The 16,780-nt window shown below is 51.8% G+C and carries 15 protein-coding genes; 11 read left to right on the forward strand and 4 right to left on the reverse strand.

What is annotated here, in order from left to right:
- Positions 1 to 74 precede the first annotated feature (74 nt).
- Complete coding sequence (argH, locus tag ABEW73_RS27985) at positions 75 to 1,490, forward strand: argininosuccinate lyase (protein ID WP_430170484.1); 1,416 nt, start codon at positions 75 to 77, stop codon at positions 1,488 to 1,490.
- A 133-nt stretch (positions 1,491 to 1,623) separates the two neighbouring features.
- Here argH and ABEW73_RS27990 read toward each other — a convergent pair whose 3' ends face one another.
- A complete protein-coding gene (locus ABEW73_RS27990) occupies positions 1,624 to 2,397 on the reverse strand; it encodes an alpha/beta hydrolase (RefSeq protein ID WP_430170482.1) in 774 nt (257 codons plus the stop codon).
- Positions 2,398 to 2,716: 319 nt separating this feature from the next.
- On the opposite strand from ABEW73_RS27990, the gene ABEW73_RS27995 reads away from it, so the two are divergent.
- Together ABEW73_RS27995 and ABEW73_RS28000 are read left to right on the forward strand one after the other, a co-directional pair.
- Positions 2,717 to 3,445, forward strand: a complete 729-nt coding sequence (locus ABEW73_RS27995; RefSeq protein WP_430170481.1) for a polymer-forming cytoskeletal protein — start codon at positions 2,717 to 2,719, stop codon at positions 3,443 to 3,445.
- On the forward strand, positions 3,393 to 3,620 hold the full coding sequence (locus tag ABEW73_RS28000; RefSeq protein ID WP_430170480.1) for a hypothetical protein: 228 nt from the start codon (positions 3,393 to 3,395) through the stop codon (positions 3,618 to 3,620). Before ABEW73_RS27995 ends, ABEW73_RS28000 begins: the two co-directional genes overlap by 53 nt.
- Positions 3,621 to 3,734: 114 nt before the next feature.
- On the opposite strand, the gene ABEW73_RS28005 is transcribed toward ABEW73_RS28000, so the two are convergent.
- Complete coding sequence (locus ABEW73_RS28005) at positions 3,735 to 5,171, reverse strand: VanW family protein (protein WP_430170479.1); 1,437 nt, start codon at positions 5,169 to 5,171, stop codon at positions 3,735 to 3,737.
- A 205-nt stretch (positions 5,172 to 5,376) separates the two neighbouring features.
- Here ABEW73_RS28005 and ftsE point away from each other — a divergent pair, with 205 nt between their 5' ends.
- The 5 genes from ftsE (at position 5,377) to ABEW73_RS28030 (ending at position 11,275) form a co-directional block, all read left to right on the forward strand.
- Positions 5,377 to 6,063, forward strand: a complete 687-nt coding sequence (gene ftsE / locus ABEW73_RS28010; protein ID WP_076324040.1) for a cell division ATP-binding protein FtsE — start codon at positions 5,377 to 5,379, stop codon at positions 6,061 to 6,063.
- Positions 6,053 to 6,961, forward strand: a complete 909-nt coding sequence (ftsX, locus tag ABEW73_RS28015) for a permease-like cell division protein FtsX (protein ID WP_430170477.1) — start codon at positions 6,053 to 6,055, stop codon at positions 6,959 to 6,961. Before ftsE ends, ftsX begins: the two co-directional genes overlap by 11 nt.
- 27 nt (positions 6,962 to 6,988) lie before the next feature.
- Positions 6,989 to 8,260, forward strand: coding sequence for a murein hydrolase activator EnvC family protein (locus ABEW73_RS28020; protein WP_430170476.1), 1,272 nt, complete (start codon positions 6,989 to 6,991; stop codon positions 8,258 to 8,260).
- A 129-nt stretch (positions 8,261 to 8,389) separates the two neighbouring features.
- Positions 8,390 to 9,859 (forward strand): S41 family peptidase, encoded by a 1,470-nt coding sequence (locus tag ABEW73_RS28025; protein WP_430170474.1) that lies wholly within the window; start codon positions 8,390 to 8,392, stop codon positions 9,857 to 9,859.
- Between the two features lie 93 nt (positions 9,860 to 9,952).
- The gene (locus tag ABEW73_RS28030; RefSeq protein WP_430170473.1) at positions 9,953 to 11,275 is read left to right on the forward strand and encodes a PDZ domain-containing protein; all 1,323 of its coding nucleotides are present in this window, start codon (positions 9,953 to 9,955) and stop codon (positions 11,273 to 11,275) included.
- 78 nt (positions 11,276 to 11,353) lie between these two features.
- Here ABEW73_RS28030 and ABEW73_RS28035 read toward each other — a convergent pair whose 3' ends face one another.
- Together ABEW73_RS28035 and ABEW73_RS28040 are read right to left on the reverse strand one after the other, a co-directional pair.
- Positions 11,354 to 12,004 (reverse strand): response regulator, encoded by a 651-nt coding sequence (locus ABEW73_RS28035; protein WP_430170471.1) that lies wholly within the window; start codon positions 12,002 to 12,004, stop codon positions 11,354 to 11,356.
- Positions 12,005 to 12,057: 53 nt separating this feature from the next.
- On the reverse strand, positions 12,058 to 13,218 hold the full coding sequence (locus ABEW73_RS28040; protein ID WP_430170469.1) for a sensor histidine kinase: 1,161 nt from the start codon (positions 13,216 to 13,218) through the stop codon (positions 12,058 to 12,060).
- 189 nt (positions 13,219 to 13,407) lie between these two features.
- Between ABEW73_RS28040 and ABEW73_RS28045 the strand changes: the two genes are divergently transcribed.
- From ABEW73_RS28045 to ABEW73_RS28055, 3 genes are read left to right on the forward strand one after another with little or no spacing between them, the layout of a single operon-like run.
- Positions 13,408 to 14,355, forward strand: a complete 948-nt coding sequence (locus ABEW73_RS28045) for an ABC transporter ATP-binding protein (protein WP_430170556.1) — start codon at positions 13,408 to 13,410, stop codon at positions 14,353 to 14,355.
- A 48-nt stretch (positions 14,356 to 14,403) separates the two neighbouring features.
- A complete protein-coding gene (locus tag ABEW73_RS28050) occupies positions 14,404 to 15,585 on the forward strand; it encodes an ABC transporter permease (protein ID WP_430170468.1) in 1,182 nt (393 codons plus the stop codon).
- Entirely contained in the window at positions 15,578 to 16,741 is a 1,164-nt protein-coding gene (locus tag ABEW73_RS28055) for an ABC transporter permease (RefSeq protein WP_430170466.1), read from the forward strand. Before ABEW73_RS28050 ends, ABEW73_RS28055 begins: the two co-directional genes overlap by 8 nt.
- The last annotated feature ends 39 nt before the right edge of the window (positions 16,742 to 16,780 follow it).

The raw sequence follows: 16,780 nt of genomic DNA on the forward strand, positions 1-16,780 counted from the left end.
TCGCATAACCGGGATGAATGGGACTTCTTAAGCGGGAAGCGGCCCTCTGCCTTGAACAGAGAGGGGCAAGTGTTGTGAGCAAGTTATGGGGCGGACGCTTTACGAAGCAGACCAACGCATTGGTAGAGGAATATACGGCATCCATCGGTTTTGACAAGCAGCTGGCCGAAGAGGATATCCAGGGAAGCCTTGCGCATGTGTCCATGCTGGGCAAATGCGGCATCGTGCCAGCCGAAGACGTGGTGACGATCAAGGCTGGCTTGAACAAGGTGTTGGAGCGCATCCGTGAGGGCAGCATCGAGTTCTCCGTATCGGATGAGGATATTCATATGAATATCGAGAAGAATCTGATTGAGGAAATCGGACCTGTCGGCGGCAAGCTCCACACAGGCCGCAGCCGTAACGATCAAGTGGCTACGGATATGCATCTGTATTTGCGTAACCGCGTGGTGGCGCTGACCGGCATGCTGCATGAGCTGCAAACCGCATTGATCGGACAAGCCAAGGATAACCTGGATACGATTATTCCGGGCTATACGCATCTGCAGCGTGCACAGCCGATTCTGTTCGCGCATCATCTGATGGCTTACGTGTCCATGTTCCAGCGGGATATCGACCGTCTGATCGACAGCTATAAGCGCATTAACGTGTTGCCGCTCGGGGCAGGTGCGCTCGCGGGTACGACATTCCCGATCGACCGCCATTTCGTGGCGGAGCAGCTTGGGTTTGACGGCGTTTACGAGAACAGCCTGGATGCGGTCAGCGACCGCGACTTCATCTTGGAATTCCTCTCGGATGCTTCCATCATCATGATGCACTTGTCTCGCTTAAGCGAGGAGCTGGTGCTCTGGAGCAGTACGGAGTTCAACTTCATCGAGCTGGATGATGCGTTCTGCACGGGCAGCAGCATTATGCCGCAGAAGAAGAATCCGGATGTGCCTGAGCTGGTCCGCGGCAAAACCGGACGGGTATACGGCAATCTAATGGGTCTTCTCACCGTGCTGAAGTCCCTGCCGCTTGCTTATAACAAGGATATGCAGGAAGATAAAGAGGGCATGTTCGATACGGTGGCTACGCTGGAAGGCGCACTGCAGCTGTTTGCACCGATGATCGCCACGATGAAGGTCAACCAAGGCCGCATGCGCGAAGCGGTGAATACCGACTTCTCGAACGCAACCGACATCGCGGACTTCCTGGTTGGCAAAGGGCTTCCTTTCCGTCAGGCGCACGAAGTAATCGGCAAGACTGTATTGTACTGTATCCAGAACAACAAGTATTTACTGGATCTGACGCTGGACGAATTCAAGCAGTTCTCGGAGCTGTTCGACGACTCCATTTACGGCGTGCTTCAACCGGAGACGGTGGTCAATGCGCGTAACGTATACGGCGGTACGGCAACCGAACAAGTGAAGGCGGCCATTGATCGCAGCGTGCAGACCCTTCAGACTACGGAAGAATGGTTGGGTCTCCGCCAAGGGAATGTTGAGTAACGGCATATTACGGTAGAAAAAATAGAGGTGGATCGGCAAACGATAAGTTTGCTGATCCACCTTTTGATATCAGAAATGCACCTCATAGAACCGAAAATGAACCGCTGGCATGTCATGTGTGTCTATAGGTTTATCAGGCCTTCAACGGTAGCCACTTCAGCACATCCTGAATGCGGGTATCCCAATATCCCCAATCATGATCGCCCGGGCCTTCCTGATAGGTGAGATTGAGGGAGGTTTCTTCGCAGGCTTTGCGGAACACCTGATTGTCTTCATAGAGAAAGTCTTCGGTTCCGCAACATTGATACAGCAGCGGCTTAGGCCCCTCTGATCGTTCGACTTCCTGAAGCAACCACAGCAAGTCGTTGTCGGTATCGGTAATATCTTGATCTCCGTAGACTAATTGATGTTCAAACAAGGCCTCATTCCTCCGGATATGTCCCGCCATATCGAGCGCGCCCGACAAACTGGCAGCCGCGGCAAAGGATTCCGGGCAGCGGAGCGCCAGCTTGAATGCCCCATATCCGCCCATGGACAAGCCGGCGACAAAGTTATCTTCCCTCGCGTGGGATAACGGGAAGAAGGAACGGGCAATGGCTGGCAGCTCCTGACTGATGAAGGTCCAGTATTTGCCGCCGTATTCCATGTCGGTATAGAAGCTGCGGTGAACTTGCGGCATCACGACGGCAATGCCCATCTCGGCCACATAGCGTTCAATGGAGGTTCTGCGCAGCCAGATGGAGTCGTCGTCGGACAGGCCGTGCAGCAGGAAGAGCGTCGGATGCAGACCGCTTTTGACATGATTGGTCATACCGATCTGCGAAGAGGTTTGCTGAGGGAGAATGACGGTCATGGACGTGCTGAGACCGAGTACCTCCGAGTAAAAGCGACATTGCATAAGAGCCATGATGATGTATCCCCTTTCACTTTAGAGATCAATGACGAGCCTAATTGAATCATATCACAATCAATCTCCCTTGCTCCAAGCAAATCAGAACTATCATTTGAGGAAAAGACGAGGAGAGTGCCTGAGAAACGCCTCGGTCTTGGGACCGAGGTGAAGTTCAGCCATCGGGCTGTTCTATGAATAGCGGGGTTGTGGTATCTTAGAGGGAGATCATGACTCCACCTGGTGGAGGACGGACATTTATTGTAGAAATAACTGTTGTGTTGAAGAAGTTAAGATATAGATAGTGATTACTTTGTGAACCTAGAGGAGGATACTCATGATACCACATGACGATAAGCTGTCCGATCTGAAGATTACGGGAACCGGAAGTTCAAGCGGCGGCCAATACGATAAGGTGCGCATTGACGGTGCCGGGCAGGTGAATGGAGATCTGGATTGCCGGGAATTAATAGGCAATGGAAATATGAGTGTTAGTGGCGCCGTCGCTGCCCGTACGATTCGCGTGAACGGTTCGGGAACCATTAAGGGGGCTGTGGAGTCTGAGGAGCTGCATGTAGCCGGCAGCCTGAGTTTGAAGGATGGATTGCGCAGCCGCTCCATCTTTATCGGGGGGCATTGCAGCATTCACGGAGATTCCGAATCGAAGAAATTGGAAGTCACCGGAAACCTAAGAAGTCGTGGTGACGTGCGGAGTGAATCCGCCACGTTTCAAGGGGGATTTAAGATCGATGGCCGCCTGCATGTTGGAACAGCGGATATCCGAGTATTGGGCCGCTGCCTTGCACAGGAAATCGTTGGAGACCGGATAACAGTCCGCAAAAAAGGGAAGCGGCTCTGGGAAATGCTGTCCTTGCCTTTACGGGGAACACGGCTGGAGGCTCGTATTATTGAAGGCGATGTCCTTGATCTCGAGTATGTTGAAGCCGATATCGTCCGCGGTAACCGGGTGATCCTAGGCAAAGGGTGCGAGATTCGGCAAGTGGAGTATAGAGATGAATTGTCACAGCATCCGGAAGCCGAGGTCAGAGCGTCTCGGCGGTTTTAAGGGTGACAACGATGCCTTCCGAATTGGACATCTGAATGCCGAGCTGATTGAAGGCGAGGATAACCGTCTGAAGAATACGAGAGCCGCCGTTGTCAGGGGCGGCAGGGTCCATATCGGCAAAGGCTGCTCCATCGGCCGGCGGAATATACGGAGGCTTTCAGCGCATATACCATAGTAGAAGTCGGACCTATAATTAAATCGATACATTACATTAAAATAACGGCAAGGCAAACAGCCCGGATTCGCGGTTCTATTCGCGAATCCGGGCTGTTTCATGTCGTCTTCAGGTTTACGGTGCACTGATACCGTCCTCAACCACTTCCTCTTTCGGGGTATCATTCGCTTCAGGCAGTTGGACATCGTTCGTCGGATTGATGGCAACGATGCTGTTCTGGGGGCGGTAAGTATCCTTGGATATTTTGACGTTCTCCACAACCTTGCCGTTTACTTTCTTGGTTCGGTAGGTTTCGACCACATAGCCTGGCTTCCCGTTCTGAACCACCTGCTTGAGTCCTGGCGGCAGCGAGTTATTGTGAATGATTTTCTCTGGTGACGGCAAGGTTTCAACGGTGGTGGACACAAGCTCATATTCCGTATTATCCGGAAAGGTGCCGAACATCTTTAGTGTTAAATTACCGTGCGATACCTCCGATAAAATAAGCAGATGCTTGCCTGTATTGTTCCGGAAGCGAAAATTGATCACCCCTTCGGCAAAGGTTGCATCCTGCCCCTTGGGCAGGTAACTGACCGGAAGGGAATGATTGCGTCGTTCGGTGATTTCCAGCCCGGTGAGCAGAGCGGCATGATAGACCGTGCTGGATACCTGGCAGATCCCGCCGCCGATCCCGGGAACCAGCTTGCCGTTCACGATAACGGGAGCTTCTTCAAAGCCGTACTCCTTCTTCGCGGTATCAATAATATGAGCATAATTGAATTCATCGCCGGGCTTCAGAATCATGCCGTCTACGGCTTTGGCAGCGGCAGTCACGTTATGCACGCGGCCAGGCCCGCTGGATCCGAGACTGGTAGAGAATTCGACGATTTTGCGCTCAATCCCCTCATCCTGCAGCGATTTTACGGTAACGGGGGGTTTTTGACGGATGAGAGGCAGCTGAACTGTAATGATCTCATCCAATTTCGGCTCGGTGAAGTGAGACTCATTCGGAAGTGCAGCGCCGAACCCTTCATAGAATGTCGGCCAATCGATGCGGTATGCCGTTTTCTCCGGGGTGTACCGGACAACGTCATCTTCGGATATGCTCCGCACGGCATTGACGGGTTCGCCAAAGCGTTCCTTTTGCCAGTCTTCGCCCAACCGCTCTTTTAACACATTGCGATCCCAGTCCGTGGATATATGCCACTCCAGCTGAAAGTTGCGCCGGTAAAGAACCTGATCCCATAATGATCCTTCGGACAACCTGGCGATAGCTTCCCGAAAATCGGCTGCGCTGAATTGAACTCCGGCTTCCCGGAGAGTGAAGCTTTCCGTGTGCCCTTTCAGAGTGTCCGATTGCAGCTCCACCTTCAATGCTGTCATCGCCTGCAGCCGTTGATCCAGCTCTGACAGCACCTCGTCTGCGGGTGTACCGCCTACCTGCCAACCGGAGAGAACGATCCCCCTTGGGAGTTCCTTCTGGTTCACGTACATCGTCAATAGACCGAAGCCGACGGAGAGGAGAAGACCGAAACTGATGACAATGATGAGACCAAGATGAATTTTTTTCATTCGAACCACCTTCTTAACTTCGTATTGGCTGCAGTTCATGCACTTTTTCATGTATATGTCACGGTGGGCTTAAACTTTCGGGTACTCAAAAGGTAACAAATTTGTTACAATAGACGATGTCGTGAGGATTTTTCATGGATTTTAAAGGAATTCGATGGAAACTGTCGAAAGTATAAAGGCTAATTAAGGATTGGGAAGTGATGAAGTGATCGAAATGCAGGACGTATGGAAGACTTATCCGAACGGCGCTCATGCGCTTCAAGGAGTTTCCGTCAAAATCAATCGAAATGAATTCGTCTATGTTGTCGGACCGTCAGGTGCTGGCAAATCGACGTTTATGAAACTTATCTATAGAGAAGAAGTGCCTACTAAGGGGCAAATTTCCGTTAATGGATTTAATATCGGGAAGCTGAAGCAGCGCAAAATTCCCTATGTTCGCCGAAATATCGGGGTTATTTTTCAGGACTACCGTCTGCTGCCCAAGCTGACTGCTTACGAAAATGTAGCTTTTGCCATGGAGGTTATTGAAGCGCCGCAGCGTCTCATCAAGAGACGGGTCATGGAGGTGCTGGAGCTTGTGGGCCTGAGAGCCAAGGCGAACCGCGAACCTTCCCAACTCTCCGGCGGTGAGCAGCAGCGGATCGCAATCGCCAGAGCGATTGTGAATAACCCCTCTGTCATTATTGCGGACGAGCCTACAGGTAACCTGGATCCGGAAACCTCGTGGGGCATCATGCAGCTACTGGATGAAATCAATTTCAGGGGAACGACCATCGTAATGGCTACCCACAACAGGGATATCGTGAACACCATGCGTAAACGCGTTCTTGCGATTGAGCATGGACAGATCGTCCGTGACCAGCAGAGAGGAGATTACGGGTATGAATTTTAGAACCTTCTTGCGGCACTTGCGGGAAGGGGCGAAGAGCGTTTTCCGGAACGGATGGATGTCGGTCGCATCCGTTACTTCCATCGTAGTGTCTTTATTTATACTGGGCGTGTTCATGCTATTAGTCATGAATGTGAACGCTTTAGCCGATAAAGCAGATAGCAATGTACAAATCAATACGTACTTAAATCTGAATGTGGATAAGAAGCTGCGCGAAACCATCAAGAGTGAAATCGAGTCTATGCCGGAGGTCAGCGCGACCAAGTTCGTGTCCAAGGAAGAAGGCATGAAAGAGCTTGAGGAAAGCCTGGGCTCCGAATGGGTGGAAGGCTTCAGCGAGGCGGACCAGAATCCGCTTCCGGATGCATTCGAGGTTTCCGTTATTGAACCGACCACGGTCGGTTTTGTTGCCGACAAGATTACCGCACTGAATCAGAAGTATGCGGAGGAGCCGATCCTGCGAGTCAAGTATGGGGAGGGCACGGTCGAAACGCTGTTCAAGATTACGAAGACGGTGCGGAATATCGGCTTTATTTTTGTTGCGGGACTTGGCTTGATGTCCATGTTCCTGATTTCGAACACCATTCGGGTGACGATTTTGGCCCGTCGCCGCGAGATCGGCATCATGAAGCTTGTCGGCGCGACCAACAACTTCATTCGCTGGCCGTTTTTCGTGGAAGGTGCCATGATCGGCCTGATGGGTTCAATTGTAACGGTCACACTGTTGTTTGTTGGCTACAATCGCCTGTACGCTGCGTCGCAAACCGATCTGACGCTGGCAAAGAGCTTAATCCCGCTGGGAGATTTGTGGCTGCTGCTCGGTACCATCATTATTGGACTGGGCATGGTTATTGGTATCTGGGGCAGCACCATGTCGATACGTAAATTTTTGAAAGTATAAAACTAGGTAAAGGATGGGGAGCGAAACTTGAAGAAAATCGCCGCAGGAGTAGCAGCCTTATTACTGGCCACCGTTATGATTCAACCGACTGTCGGACAAGCCGAGAAGAAGACTTCAGCCGATGTAGATCGAGAGCTGAGAGTGCTTCAGGAGCAGGTCAAGAAAGCACGGGAACAGAAGAATAAGGCAGCGGATAATAAACAAGAAGCCCAGCATTATAAGAAAAAAACGACGAAGAACCTGAAATACGTGATGGAACAAATCAGCATCGTCAGCAACGAATTGACCAAAATCTCCGTCAAGATTGAGGAGACAGAGGATTTGCTGAGAAAAACGACCAAGGAACTTGAAGCGGCGGAGGAGCGTATCGCCTCCCGTGAGAAGCTGTTGGAATCCCGGATTCGCCTCATCTATATGGATGGGCAAGTATCCTATCTGGATGTGCTGCTCTCCTCGACCAGCTTCAGCGATTTTATTGAGCGTGCCGATTCCCTGAAGTCGATCGTTGACCAGGACCAGGATTTGCTGGTGCAGCATAAGCAGGACAAGCTGCTGGTTATCGATAAGAAGAAGGAACTTGAAGGACAGTATGCAACCGCCAAGGACCTGTATGGCCAAATGGAGGACCGCAAGAGTATCCTGAACGAGAAGGAACAGGAGAAGCGCGTACTACTGGCCCAGTATGATCAGGATATCGAGGATGCGGAAATCTTGACAGAAGAGCAGGATAAAATGCTGGTTGCCCTGGCAAGCAAACGTTCGGATCTGCAGAAGGAGAAGAATAAGCTTGCGGCTGAGGAAGCTGCCCGAAAAGCAGCGGCTGCCAAAGCGGCTGCGGCGAAAAGAGCAGCCAAGGCGACCACCCTCGGCGGTAGTAAAGGTGGCGGCGGATATACAGGTAACGGCGGACCATTCGCGATCCCGGTTTCCGGTGCCAGACTGTCCTCCGGTTATGGGCCGCGAGTTCATCCGGTAACGGGCCAGGCTGGCAAGATGCATACAGGCCAGGATTTTGCGGTACCACAGGGGACTGAGATCCGGGCAGCCGAGAGCGGCACGGTCATCTTGGCCGAGTGGTGGAGCGGTTACGGAAACTGTGTTATTGTTGATCATGGGGGCGGCGTATGGACCTTGTATGGACATATCCGCAATGGCGGCATTAAAGTCAGCGAAGGCGACAAGGTGTCCAGAGGGCAGAAGATTGCCGAAGTGGGTTCCACGGGTCAGAGCACAGGACCGCATCTTCATTTTGAGGTTCGGATCAATGGATCGCCGGTGAATCCTTCGCCTTATCTGTAACAAATTTTTAGGACTTATACCATATAACCTTCAGACCGCTGTATAAATATTCCCGGCAAGCCAATCATATACTAGGTGGACGGGATTCCCCATGTGTAGCAGTTGAAACGTACAAAGGCGGTGAAGTACTTGCTGAAAAAACGAACGGCTGTCTTTCTGGTCATAGCTGCCATGCTGTGCGGCGTGCTGTTAACGATGGCTTTGACCCAGCTGCCCGCTCCTAGCCAGACTGGAGACGGTGAGGGGCTGCTGGCCAGTATAGCGAACAGGAATGGACTGGAGCAGTCTGAAGCGAAAAAACTGGGGACAGCGATTGACATCATCGAAAGCAATTATTACAAGGATATCGATCGGTCGAAACTGATCGACGGCGCCATCAACGGGATGATGGAAGCGCTGGGAGATCCATATTCCAACTATATGGGGAAAGAAACGGCAGCCCAGTTTGAAGAGAGCATTGAGGGCTCCTTCTCAGGGATTGGTGCGGAGGTATCCTCTGTAGATGGCAATGTTGTCGTTGTATCCCCGATCAAGGGATCTCCTGCGGATAAAGCTGGGATTCGGGCAAAGGACACCATCCTCTCAGTCAATGGGGAATCCTTGCAGGGTCTGGAGTTGAACGCGGCAGTCAACAAGATTCGCGGTCCGAAAGGCTCCAAGGCCGTCCTTCAGATTAAGCGTGCAGGCTCTGAGCAGCCTGTCGAGTATGTTATCGTTCGTGATGACGTCGATCTGGAAACCGTGTCGGCACGAATGGAGAAGGGCGGAATCGGCGTTATTGAGATCTCCCAATTCTCGCTGAATACAGGCGAACGCTTTAAGGAAGAACTCAAGAAACTGGAAAGCCAAGACATGAAGGGACTGCTGATCGACGTCCGGAACAATCCAGGCGGCGTGCTGTCCGTTGTCATTGACATTGCAGAGCAGTTCGTACCTAAAGGCGAATTGATCGTTCAGGTAGAGGATAAGGATAAGAAGCGAGAGAAGCATCCTTCGGGCGGCGTGGCGAAATCCTATCCGATTACGGTGCTGATGAACAAGGGCAGCGCCAGCGCTTCCGAAATTTTGGCGGGCGCACTGCAGCAATCGGCAGGAGCTACCTTGATGGGTGAGCATTCCTTCGGAAAAGGTACCGTGCAAACGAGCTTTGATAAGCAGTTTGGCGATGGAAGCCTGCTGAAAGTAACGATTGCCAAATGGTTGACGCCAAACGGTACCTGGATCCATGAGAAGGGAATTGAGCCGGATATTCAGGTGTCCCAGCCAGAATACTTTACCGTTGCACCGATCGATAAGAAGAAAACTTATACGTACGACACGAATAGCACGGATGTGAAGAATGCACAGATCATGCTTGAAGCGGTTGGTTATAAGATCGGGCGTACGGATGGTTATTTCGACCGGAATACAGAGAAGGCCGTTAAGAGTTTCCAGAGCAAGCACAAGCTGAAAGCGGACGGTATCCTTAACGGCGCTACAGCCGAAGCATTAGAAGCCGCATTGATTGAGAAGATTCAGGATCCGAAAGAGGATAATCAAATGAATCGCGGAATTGCTGAGGTCCGGAAGGAAATCGCCGCCAAGGCGTCGAACAAGTAAGAAGGCTGAACGTTAGCCTTCTTTTTTTCTTTTAAGACATCAGAAAGTATAAATTTCGAAGCATCTTGAAGCTGAAAGGAGCGTGGCAAGCTGTTGGAGACATTGAAACAACTGCTGATGTATGGGATAGATGCAGGCATACAACTGCTGACGCAGCCCTTTTATTATATTTCGATTTTGTTTGTCATGCTGTTTTACCGAAGGCAGGTGTTGGTGGAGCGTAAGCTGTTCCATGTGAAGCTGCACTCCTGGGGATTGCAGACATGGCGAACGTTTCTGGGTGGGCTGCTGGCAGGAATCGGCGTGTCCACCGTTGTGGCCTTCCTGGGAATATCCTTAAGCCTGGAAGCCATTATATGTATATGGGTGACTTCCCTGATCCTGATGCTGTTTCATATTCGGTACTTATGCTTTGCCTATTCCATCGGTCTTCTTGGGATCATTCAGTTTGGATTAGGCTGGTTTCCGAATTGGCAGCCGGAAGGCTGGGTCAGTCACGTAACGACAACGATCGTTGGATTGGATATTCCCGCACTGCTGGCTTTATCTGCCGTTCTACATTTTGCAGAAGCCTTGCTTGTCAGGGTACAGGGTTCGGGTTTTGCTACACCGTTGTTTCTTGAGGGGAAGCGCGGCAAGCTCGTTGGTGGCTATCACATGCAGAGCTTCTGGCCCTTGCCTTTGTTCTTGCTTGTTCCGGCGGTAAGCGGAGGCAGCGTGCTGCCATGGACGCCATTCTTCGGTGGTGATGCCTGGAGTACAGGCTTTACCATGATGGCACTCCCGGTGGTGATTGGCTTCGGGGAAATGACGCAGAGCATGCTCCCGCAGGAGAAGGCAGGCATCACATCGAAGCGGCTCATATTCTACGGAGCCATTGTGCTGGCATTGAGCCTGCTGGCCGAGTGGTGGACACCGCTTACTATCGTGGCTGCATTAGCGGCATTACTGCTGCATGAGGGCTTGGTGTGGTACAGCCGTTATGAAGAACAGCAGCGCAGTCCGATCTTTGTGCATCCGATTCGTGGACTACGCGTCCTCGCGGTGCTTCCGAATAGTCCGGCAAGCGAACTTGGTATTCTGGCAGGAGAGACGATCCTCAAGGTGAACGGTAAACTGATTCACAGTAAGGAACAGCTGCATAGTGCGCTTCGTCAGAATTCGGCCTTCTGTAAGCTGGAGGTTCAGAACCATCAAGGGGAGAGTAAATTCCTGCAGCGTGCAATCTACGCGGGGGATCATCATCAATTGGGAGCTATCGTAGCGCCTGACCCGAGGGATGGCATAGCCGTCGGGTTGAAGCCGGTAAGCTTGATCACGCTGCTGGCGAATAAACTTCATATTCGCAGCAAGCGGGGTTCTTCCGGTAGTAAGACGACCGGCGGCTCCGAAGAAGCGGGATTCCATTCATCATGATACTGAAAGCGGGCCTTTGTCCTATATGGACAAGGGCCCGCCTTTTTTTGCATAAGCTATCAAATGTTTTGAATGGAGCTATCCCTGCATTTTTTTTAGATAAAAAATGGCGATTTGCGTCCGGTCCCGAAGATTCAGCTTCCCGAGGATTTCGGTGACATAGTTTTTGACAGTGCCTTCGCTTAAGTAAAGCTGTCCGGCAATTTCCTTATTGGACAAGCCGTCCGCAATAAGGACGACGACTTTCTTCTCGGCCGGGGTCAGCCCGAATTGTTCCAGTTCAGCAGCTTTAGGGACGGGCTGCGCCGTTGGACGAAGCATGCCGGTCAACTTGCGGGCGATATCGGGATGAATCAGCATGTTACCGTCATGCACCGTTTTGATTCCCTGGATGATGCGGTCCGGCGGAATGTTCTTCAGCAGATAACCGCTAGCCCCGTTCCGCAGAGCCTCCACGATATAATCATCATCATCGAAGGTAGTCAGCATAAGCACTCGCACATCCGAATGTCGTTCACGAATCCGCCGCGTTCCTTCCACGCCGTCACATACCGGCATCCGAATGTCCATCAGCACAACATCGACAGGAAGTCCCTCCTCCAACAAAGCCAGCGCTTCCTCGCCGTGCTCCGCGACAGCCGATACTTCGATATCCGGGTCCATCCCCACTAACAATTTTAAGCTTTCCCGAATGAACGGGTCATCATCTACAATTAAAACGGATATCATGGATGGGCACGACCTTTTCTATAAAATAAGATACGGCTTCTTGTCTCGTTAAATTACATAATTTCACGCTTCTGGTAGACAGGCAGCCGGGTGATGACGGTAAAAGGTAAGGTTCTCCGTACCTCAAGCGTCCCACCCACCACTTGGGTTCGTTCGAGCATGCCGCTCATTCCGATACCTTGACGATCCGGTGCAGCTTCGTGGCCAGCCGGCTCCTGGACTGTACCATCGTTGGAAACCTCCATCCGGACGTCCTGGTCTCCGTATTGCAGGATGATTTGGATTCGTTTAGCCTCGCCATGGCGGATGGCGTTCGTGATAGCTTCACGGGCATTTTTGTATAGCACCACCTGTTGACTGGGATAGAGCGGATAGGGGATGCCCTGCAATATAAGGTCGGTCTCGATTCCGGTCTCCCGGCCGGTCTCTTCCAGCAGCCGATCCAGGGAATAGTCGTCCGTGATCCGCCGGACCGGGTTCATTTGTTTTACGGCCGTTCGCATCTGCTCCATGCTCTCTCCCAGCTGGTCACGGATTTGATGGAGCATATCCATACCGCGGACGGAATCTTGAGGCACGATATGGAGAGCTGCTTCCATCATCATTTTTATGCGAATCAGCCGGTGGCCGATATTGTCATGCAGCTGGCGGGAGATGCGGTTACGCTCCTCGGCCTGCGCTGCGCCCTCTACCTGATGGGCAAATTGCAGCAATTGTCTACCAGCTTCATCCTGCTGGAAATGCAGTCTTTTCAGCTCGTCGTATAGCTGAATATGATCCACTTGCTTCTGATGCATTTCATGGATGTGGTTGAGCGTTACCGCCATGAACAGAAACAGCAGATTGGCTGTCGTCAGCAGCAGCGCATCGTAATCGGTAATGGCCATGTTGAGCAGCACAAGGTGACCGAACGACACCCCTAGCCTGCCTGGCCGCTGGAATAAGGGCAAATAGACGCATAGGGTGGAGATGGACAGGAACACCATGAGGAAGCCGTATTGATGGCATAGCCACAGAGATAGTGGAATTTCCAACAGAGCGGCTGCCTTCAGATAAGCGGGCGATGGCAAAAAGCGGCTTAGCACCGTAATCGCCAGAAACAGCAATATGTACACCATATATTCCCCGTAATCATCGAGCTGCTGCAAAAAGATGTCCGCGGCGGCCGGAAGGAGAATTAAGCCATATCGGAGATAAGTAAGTGGGGATGTCACGTGCGATCAAACCCTTTTCCATAGTGAAATCAAAACGTTCAAACGAGTGGCTTTATTATATCACAAGGATGTTTTTGGTAAGGAGATGACTTTCGTCACCCTATAAGGTGACTTCTTCTACCTTAAAAATTCGGACATTTCAGATAGAATGAAAACAACAAATGGTTACGAGAGATATGAGAAATGGAGATGGTGATTATGGCGGTCTTTCTGCAGATGAAGGATGTCGTGAAAAGATATGGAAACAAGCTGTCGGTGGATCATATGAACCTGGAAGTGAACGAAGGGGAAATCTTTGGGCTTCTAGGACCGAATGGGGCCGGCAAAAGCACGTCCATCAGTATGATCTGTGGCCTTCTTCCCAAGGATCAGGGCAGCATTAAGGTGGACGGTATCTCGATTGATGAACAGCCGCTGGAAGTGAAGCGGAGAATCGGGTTGGTGCCGCAGGATCTGGCTCTGTACGAAGAGATGTCGGCTTGGGATAATGTCGCTTTTTTTGCAAAATTGTACGGGCTGCGAGGCCATCAGTTGAAGGAACGGGTGGAAGAGGCGCTGGAGTTTGTCGGCTTGCAGGACCGGGCGAAGGAAAAGCCGTCCACCTTCTCCGGGGGGATGAAACGAAGATTGAATATTGCATGCTCGATCACGCACCGTCCGAAGCTGATCATTATGGATGAGCCTACAGTAGGGATTGATCCGCAGTCCCGGAATCATATCCTGGAATCCGTGAAGACATTGAACCGCATGGGCTCTACCGTAATATATACGAGTCATTATATGGAGGAAGTTGCTGCGATCAGTGATCGGGTGGCGATTATGGATCAAGGTCATGTTATCGCCTGCGGGACGCAGCAGGAGCTTCGGGCACGCGTGGCGCATGAGGAAAAAATCATACTTACTGCTGATGGGATCACACCGGAATTGGTGGAGGAGTTGACCATTCACCCGCGCGTTCGACGCGTCACGCAGAATGATAACCAGATTGAGGTCTATGTACCGTCGGCTCAGGAGGAGCTGCAGGATATTCTGTTCATCTGCAGTAAGCAGCATACGACGCTTCGCTCTCTGGAGTGCGAGGAACCGGGGCTTGAAACGCTATTTCTCAGTCTGACCGGGCGGACGCTGCGTGATTGATCATAAGGGACATGTGCAGAGGAATTCATGAAGGAGGAATACCCGAAGATGAATACGATGATTATTGCCTGGTTTGAGTTGAAGCGGATGGCTACCAGCCGATCGGTGCTGATTAACCAGTTTTTGCTGCCGCTCCTCCTTATTTTTATATTGGGAAATGCACTCTCGGGCTGGTTTGGCAACGATCAGGAGTTTAAACAGCCATCGGTCAGAGTGGGATTTGTAGTGAATGCTGCGGACGGAGGCCAGCTGCCGGGGAGTGTTGAGGCTCTAACCGGCTCACCGGAGATACAGGACATTCTGGTTCAAGAGATGGCAGCCAGCCGTGAAGAGGTTGAAGGAAAGCTGCGCAGGGGCGAGGTGGATTATGCGGTGGTAATTCCCGCTTCTTTTGATGAACGAATGGGCCAGGGAGCGGACGTGAAGCTTGAATTGTTGCCCGGAAGAGACCGTAATCTCAACCTGGTAGCAGACACCATCTTCAAGACCTTTATCGCGGATGTCAATCACAAACAGGCGGAGGTTATCGTTATGGGCGGAGATAAAGTTCTTGCCGCTCAAACGGCAGCACCATTTGAAACCTCGTCCGAACCGAACGTAACGATCGGGAAACTAGGCGAGAAAGGAGCCACGTATTCAGCAGCCCAATATTACGCAGCTTCCATGCTGATCATGTTTCTTTTGTATTCCGGTCAGATGGCAAGCAGCAGTCTGCTGGGAGAGCGGGAAAGCCGGACCCTGTATCGCCTGCAAAGCGCACCGGTCACACCCGGAACTGTATTTGCCGGTAAAATTATCGGCTGCAGTCTAATCACGCTTGTACAGGCAGCAGCCATTGTGCTGGGTTCTATGTGGCTGTATGGCGTGAAATGGGGGCCTCACCCTTTGCTGCTCATCATGGTCTGCGTATTAATCACGTTATCGTCCATGACCATTGCCACGTTTATAACCCTAGTCTCTTCTACAGCGGCAGGAGCCAGGGGGCTGTTGCAGGCGATCATTATCGCCATGACGTTTATCAGCGGAGGCTTCATACCGCTTCCCGTGGACTTTTTCCAGAAGATCAGCGCCTTCACTGTCAATCATTGGGCCATGCAGAGCATGCTGCGGATGATGCTGAACAGCGACGTGCAATTGATTCTCACTTGCCTCGGAATGCTAGCGGCTATTGCCGCGGCCCTGTCGGCTGCAGCCATGATTACGTACAGAAAGGTGGGATACCATGCATAGCTTAACCATAGCCTGGCATATGGTAAGACGCACACTGGGGCGCAAAAGAGGCTGGATCGTCTTCCTGCTGGTTCCTTGCGTGGTTGTTACCTTGACGGTGTTTTTCTTGGGGCAGACCTCGGCTGCGAGCATTCTAGTCTCTTATGTGAATGAGGATGAGGGCCCGGCAGGTCAGTATCTGATGAACGAGCTGGAGCGCAGCGGTCAATACGTACTCAAGGAGTTCGAATCCGAGAACATGTTGAGAGAAGACCTGGTGGAGAATAAAAGCATGGTAGGTGTTTATATACCGGAGGGCTTCAGCGACGGATTGATTGAAGGACAGTGGCCGATGGTTCAGGTATATGAGGCTTCAACTTCGGAAGCTTCGGTGATGATACGAATGACGGCGGACTCTGCGGTTACGCGTCTGAGCGGCACGGCTGCTTTGATCCGGGAAACCGCGGAGCCGGCTGTTGACCGAATGTTGATGCTGCAAGAAGTGCTCAAGCAATCCGCGCTGAATCGGGTGGATACTGAGGTCACGGATTTGAATCTGTACGCCAAGCCGGGACTCTCGAACGTAACGGGCTTTACCCTGATGTTCATGATGACCCTCATCTCCAGCGTCGTGTCGATGATGATCGATGACCGCAGACAGCGAACGCTGTCTCGCATGTACACTGCACCGGTGCGTGCCTATCAGATCGCCTTAGGTAATTTTCTGGGCAGCTTGGTGGTCGGCTCGCTGCAGGTGGTCATCGTGCTCATCCTCAGTCGGTATGTGCTCCGTTACGATTACGGAGTTCCGTTACTGCTGCATTTCCTTATTTTGATGGCCTTCATGATGGTATCGTTAGGGCTGGCAAGTACGGTTGCTGGGTTGATCCGGAACGGGCAAAATGCGGCTATGATCAATTCCATGATCGTCACGCCGACCTGCATGCTGGGCGGGTGTTTCTGGCCGCTTGCCATCATGCCGGAATTCATGCAGAAGATCGCCAACTTCATACCGCAAAAATGGGCCATTGAGGCGGTGGAGATCGCGGCTACAGGCGGCACGTTGTCCGATATCGCACTGCCGTTGACCATTCTCAGTCTGATGGCGGTCATTCTGCTGGCCGTCGGTTCCGCTGTCCTGCGGCCAAGCGAGCGCGGGGCAGGGCAAGGCGCTTAACGAGTATGTTGGAAATCTCATATCTCTCAGGAACGTTGT

The sequence above is a fragment of the Paenibacillus lautus genome (assembly GCF_050482385.1).
Taxonomy (GTDB): domain Bacteria; phylum Bacillota; class Bacilli; order Paenibacillales; family Paenibacillaceae; genus Paenibacillus_AQ; species Paenibacillus_AQ lautus_B.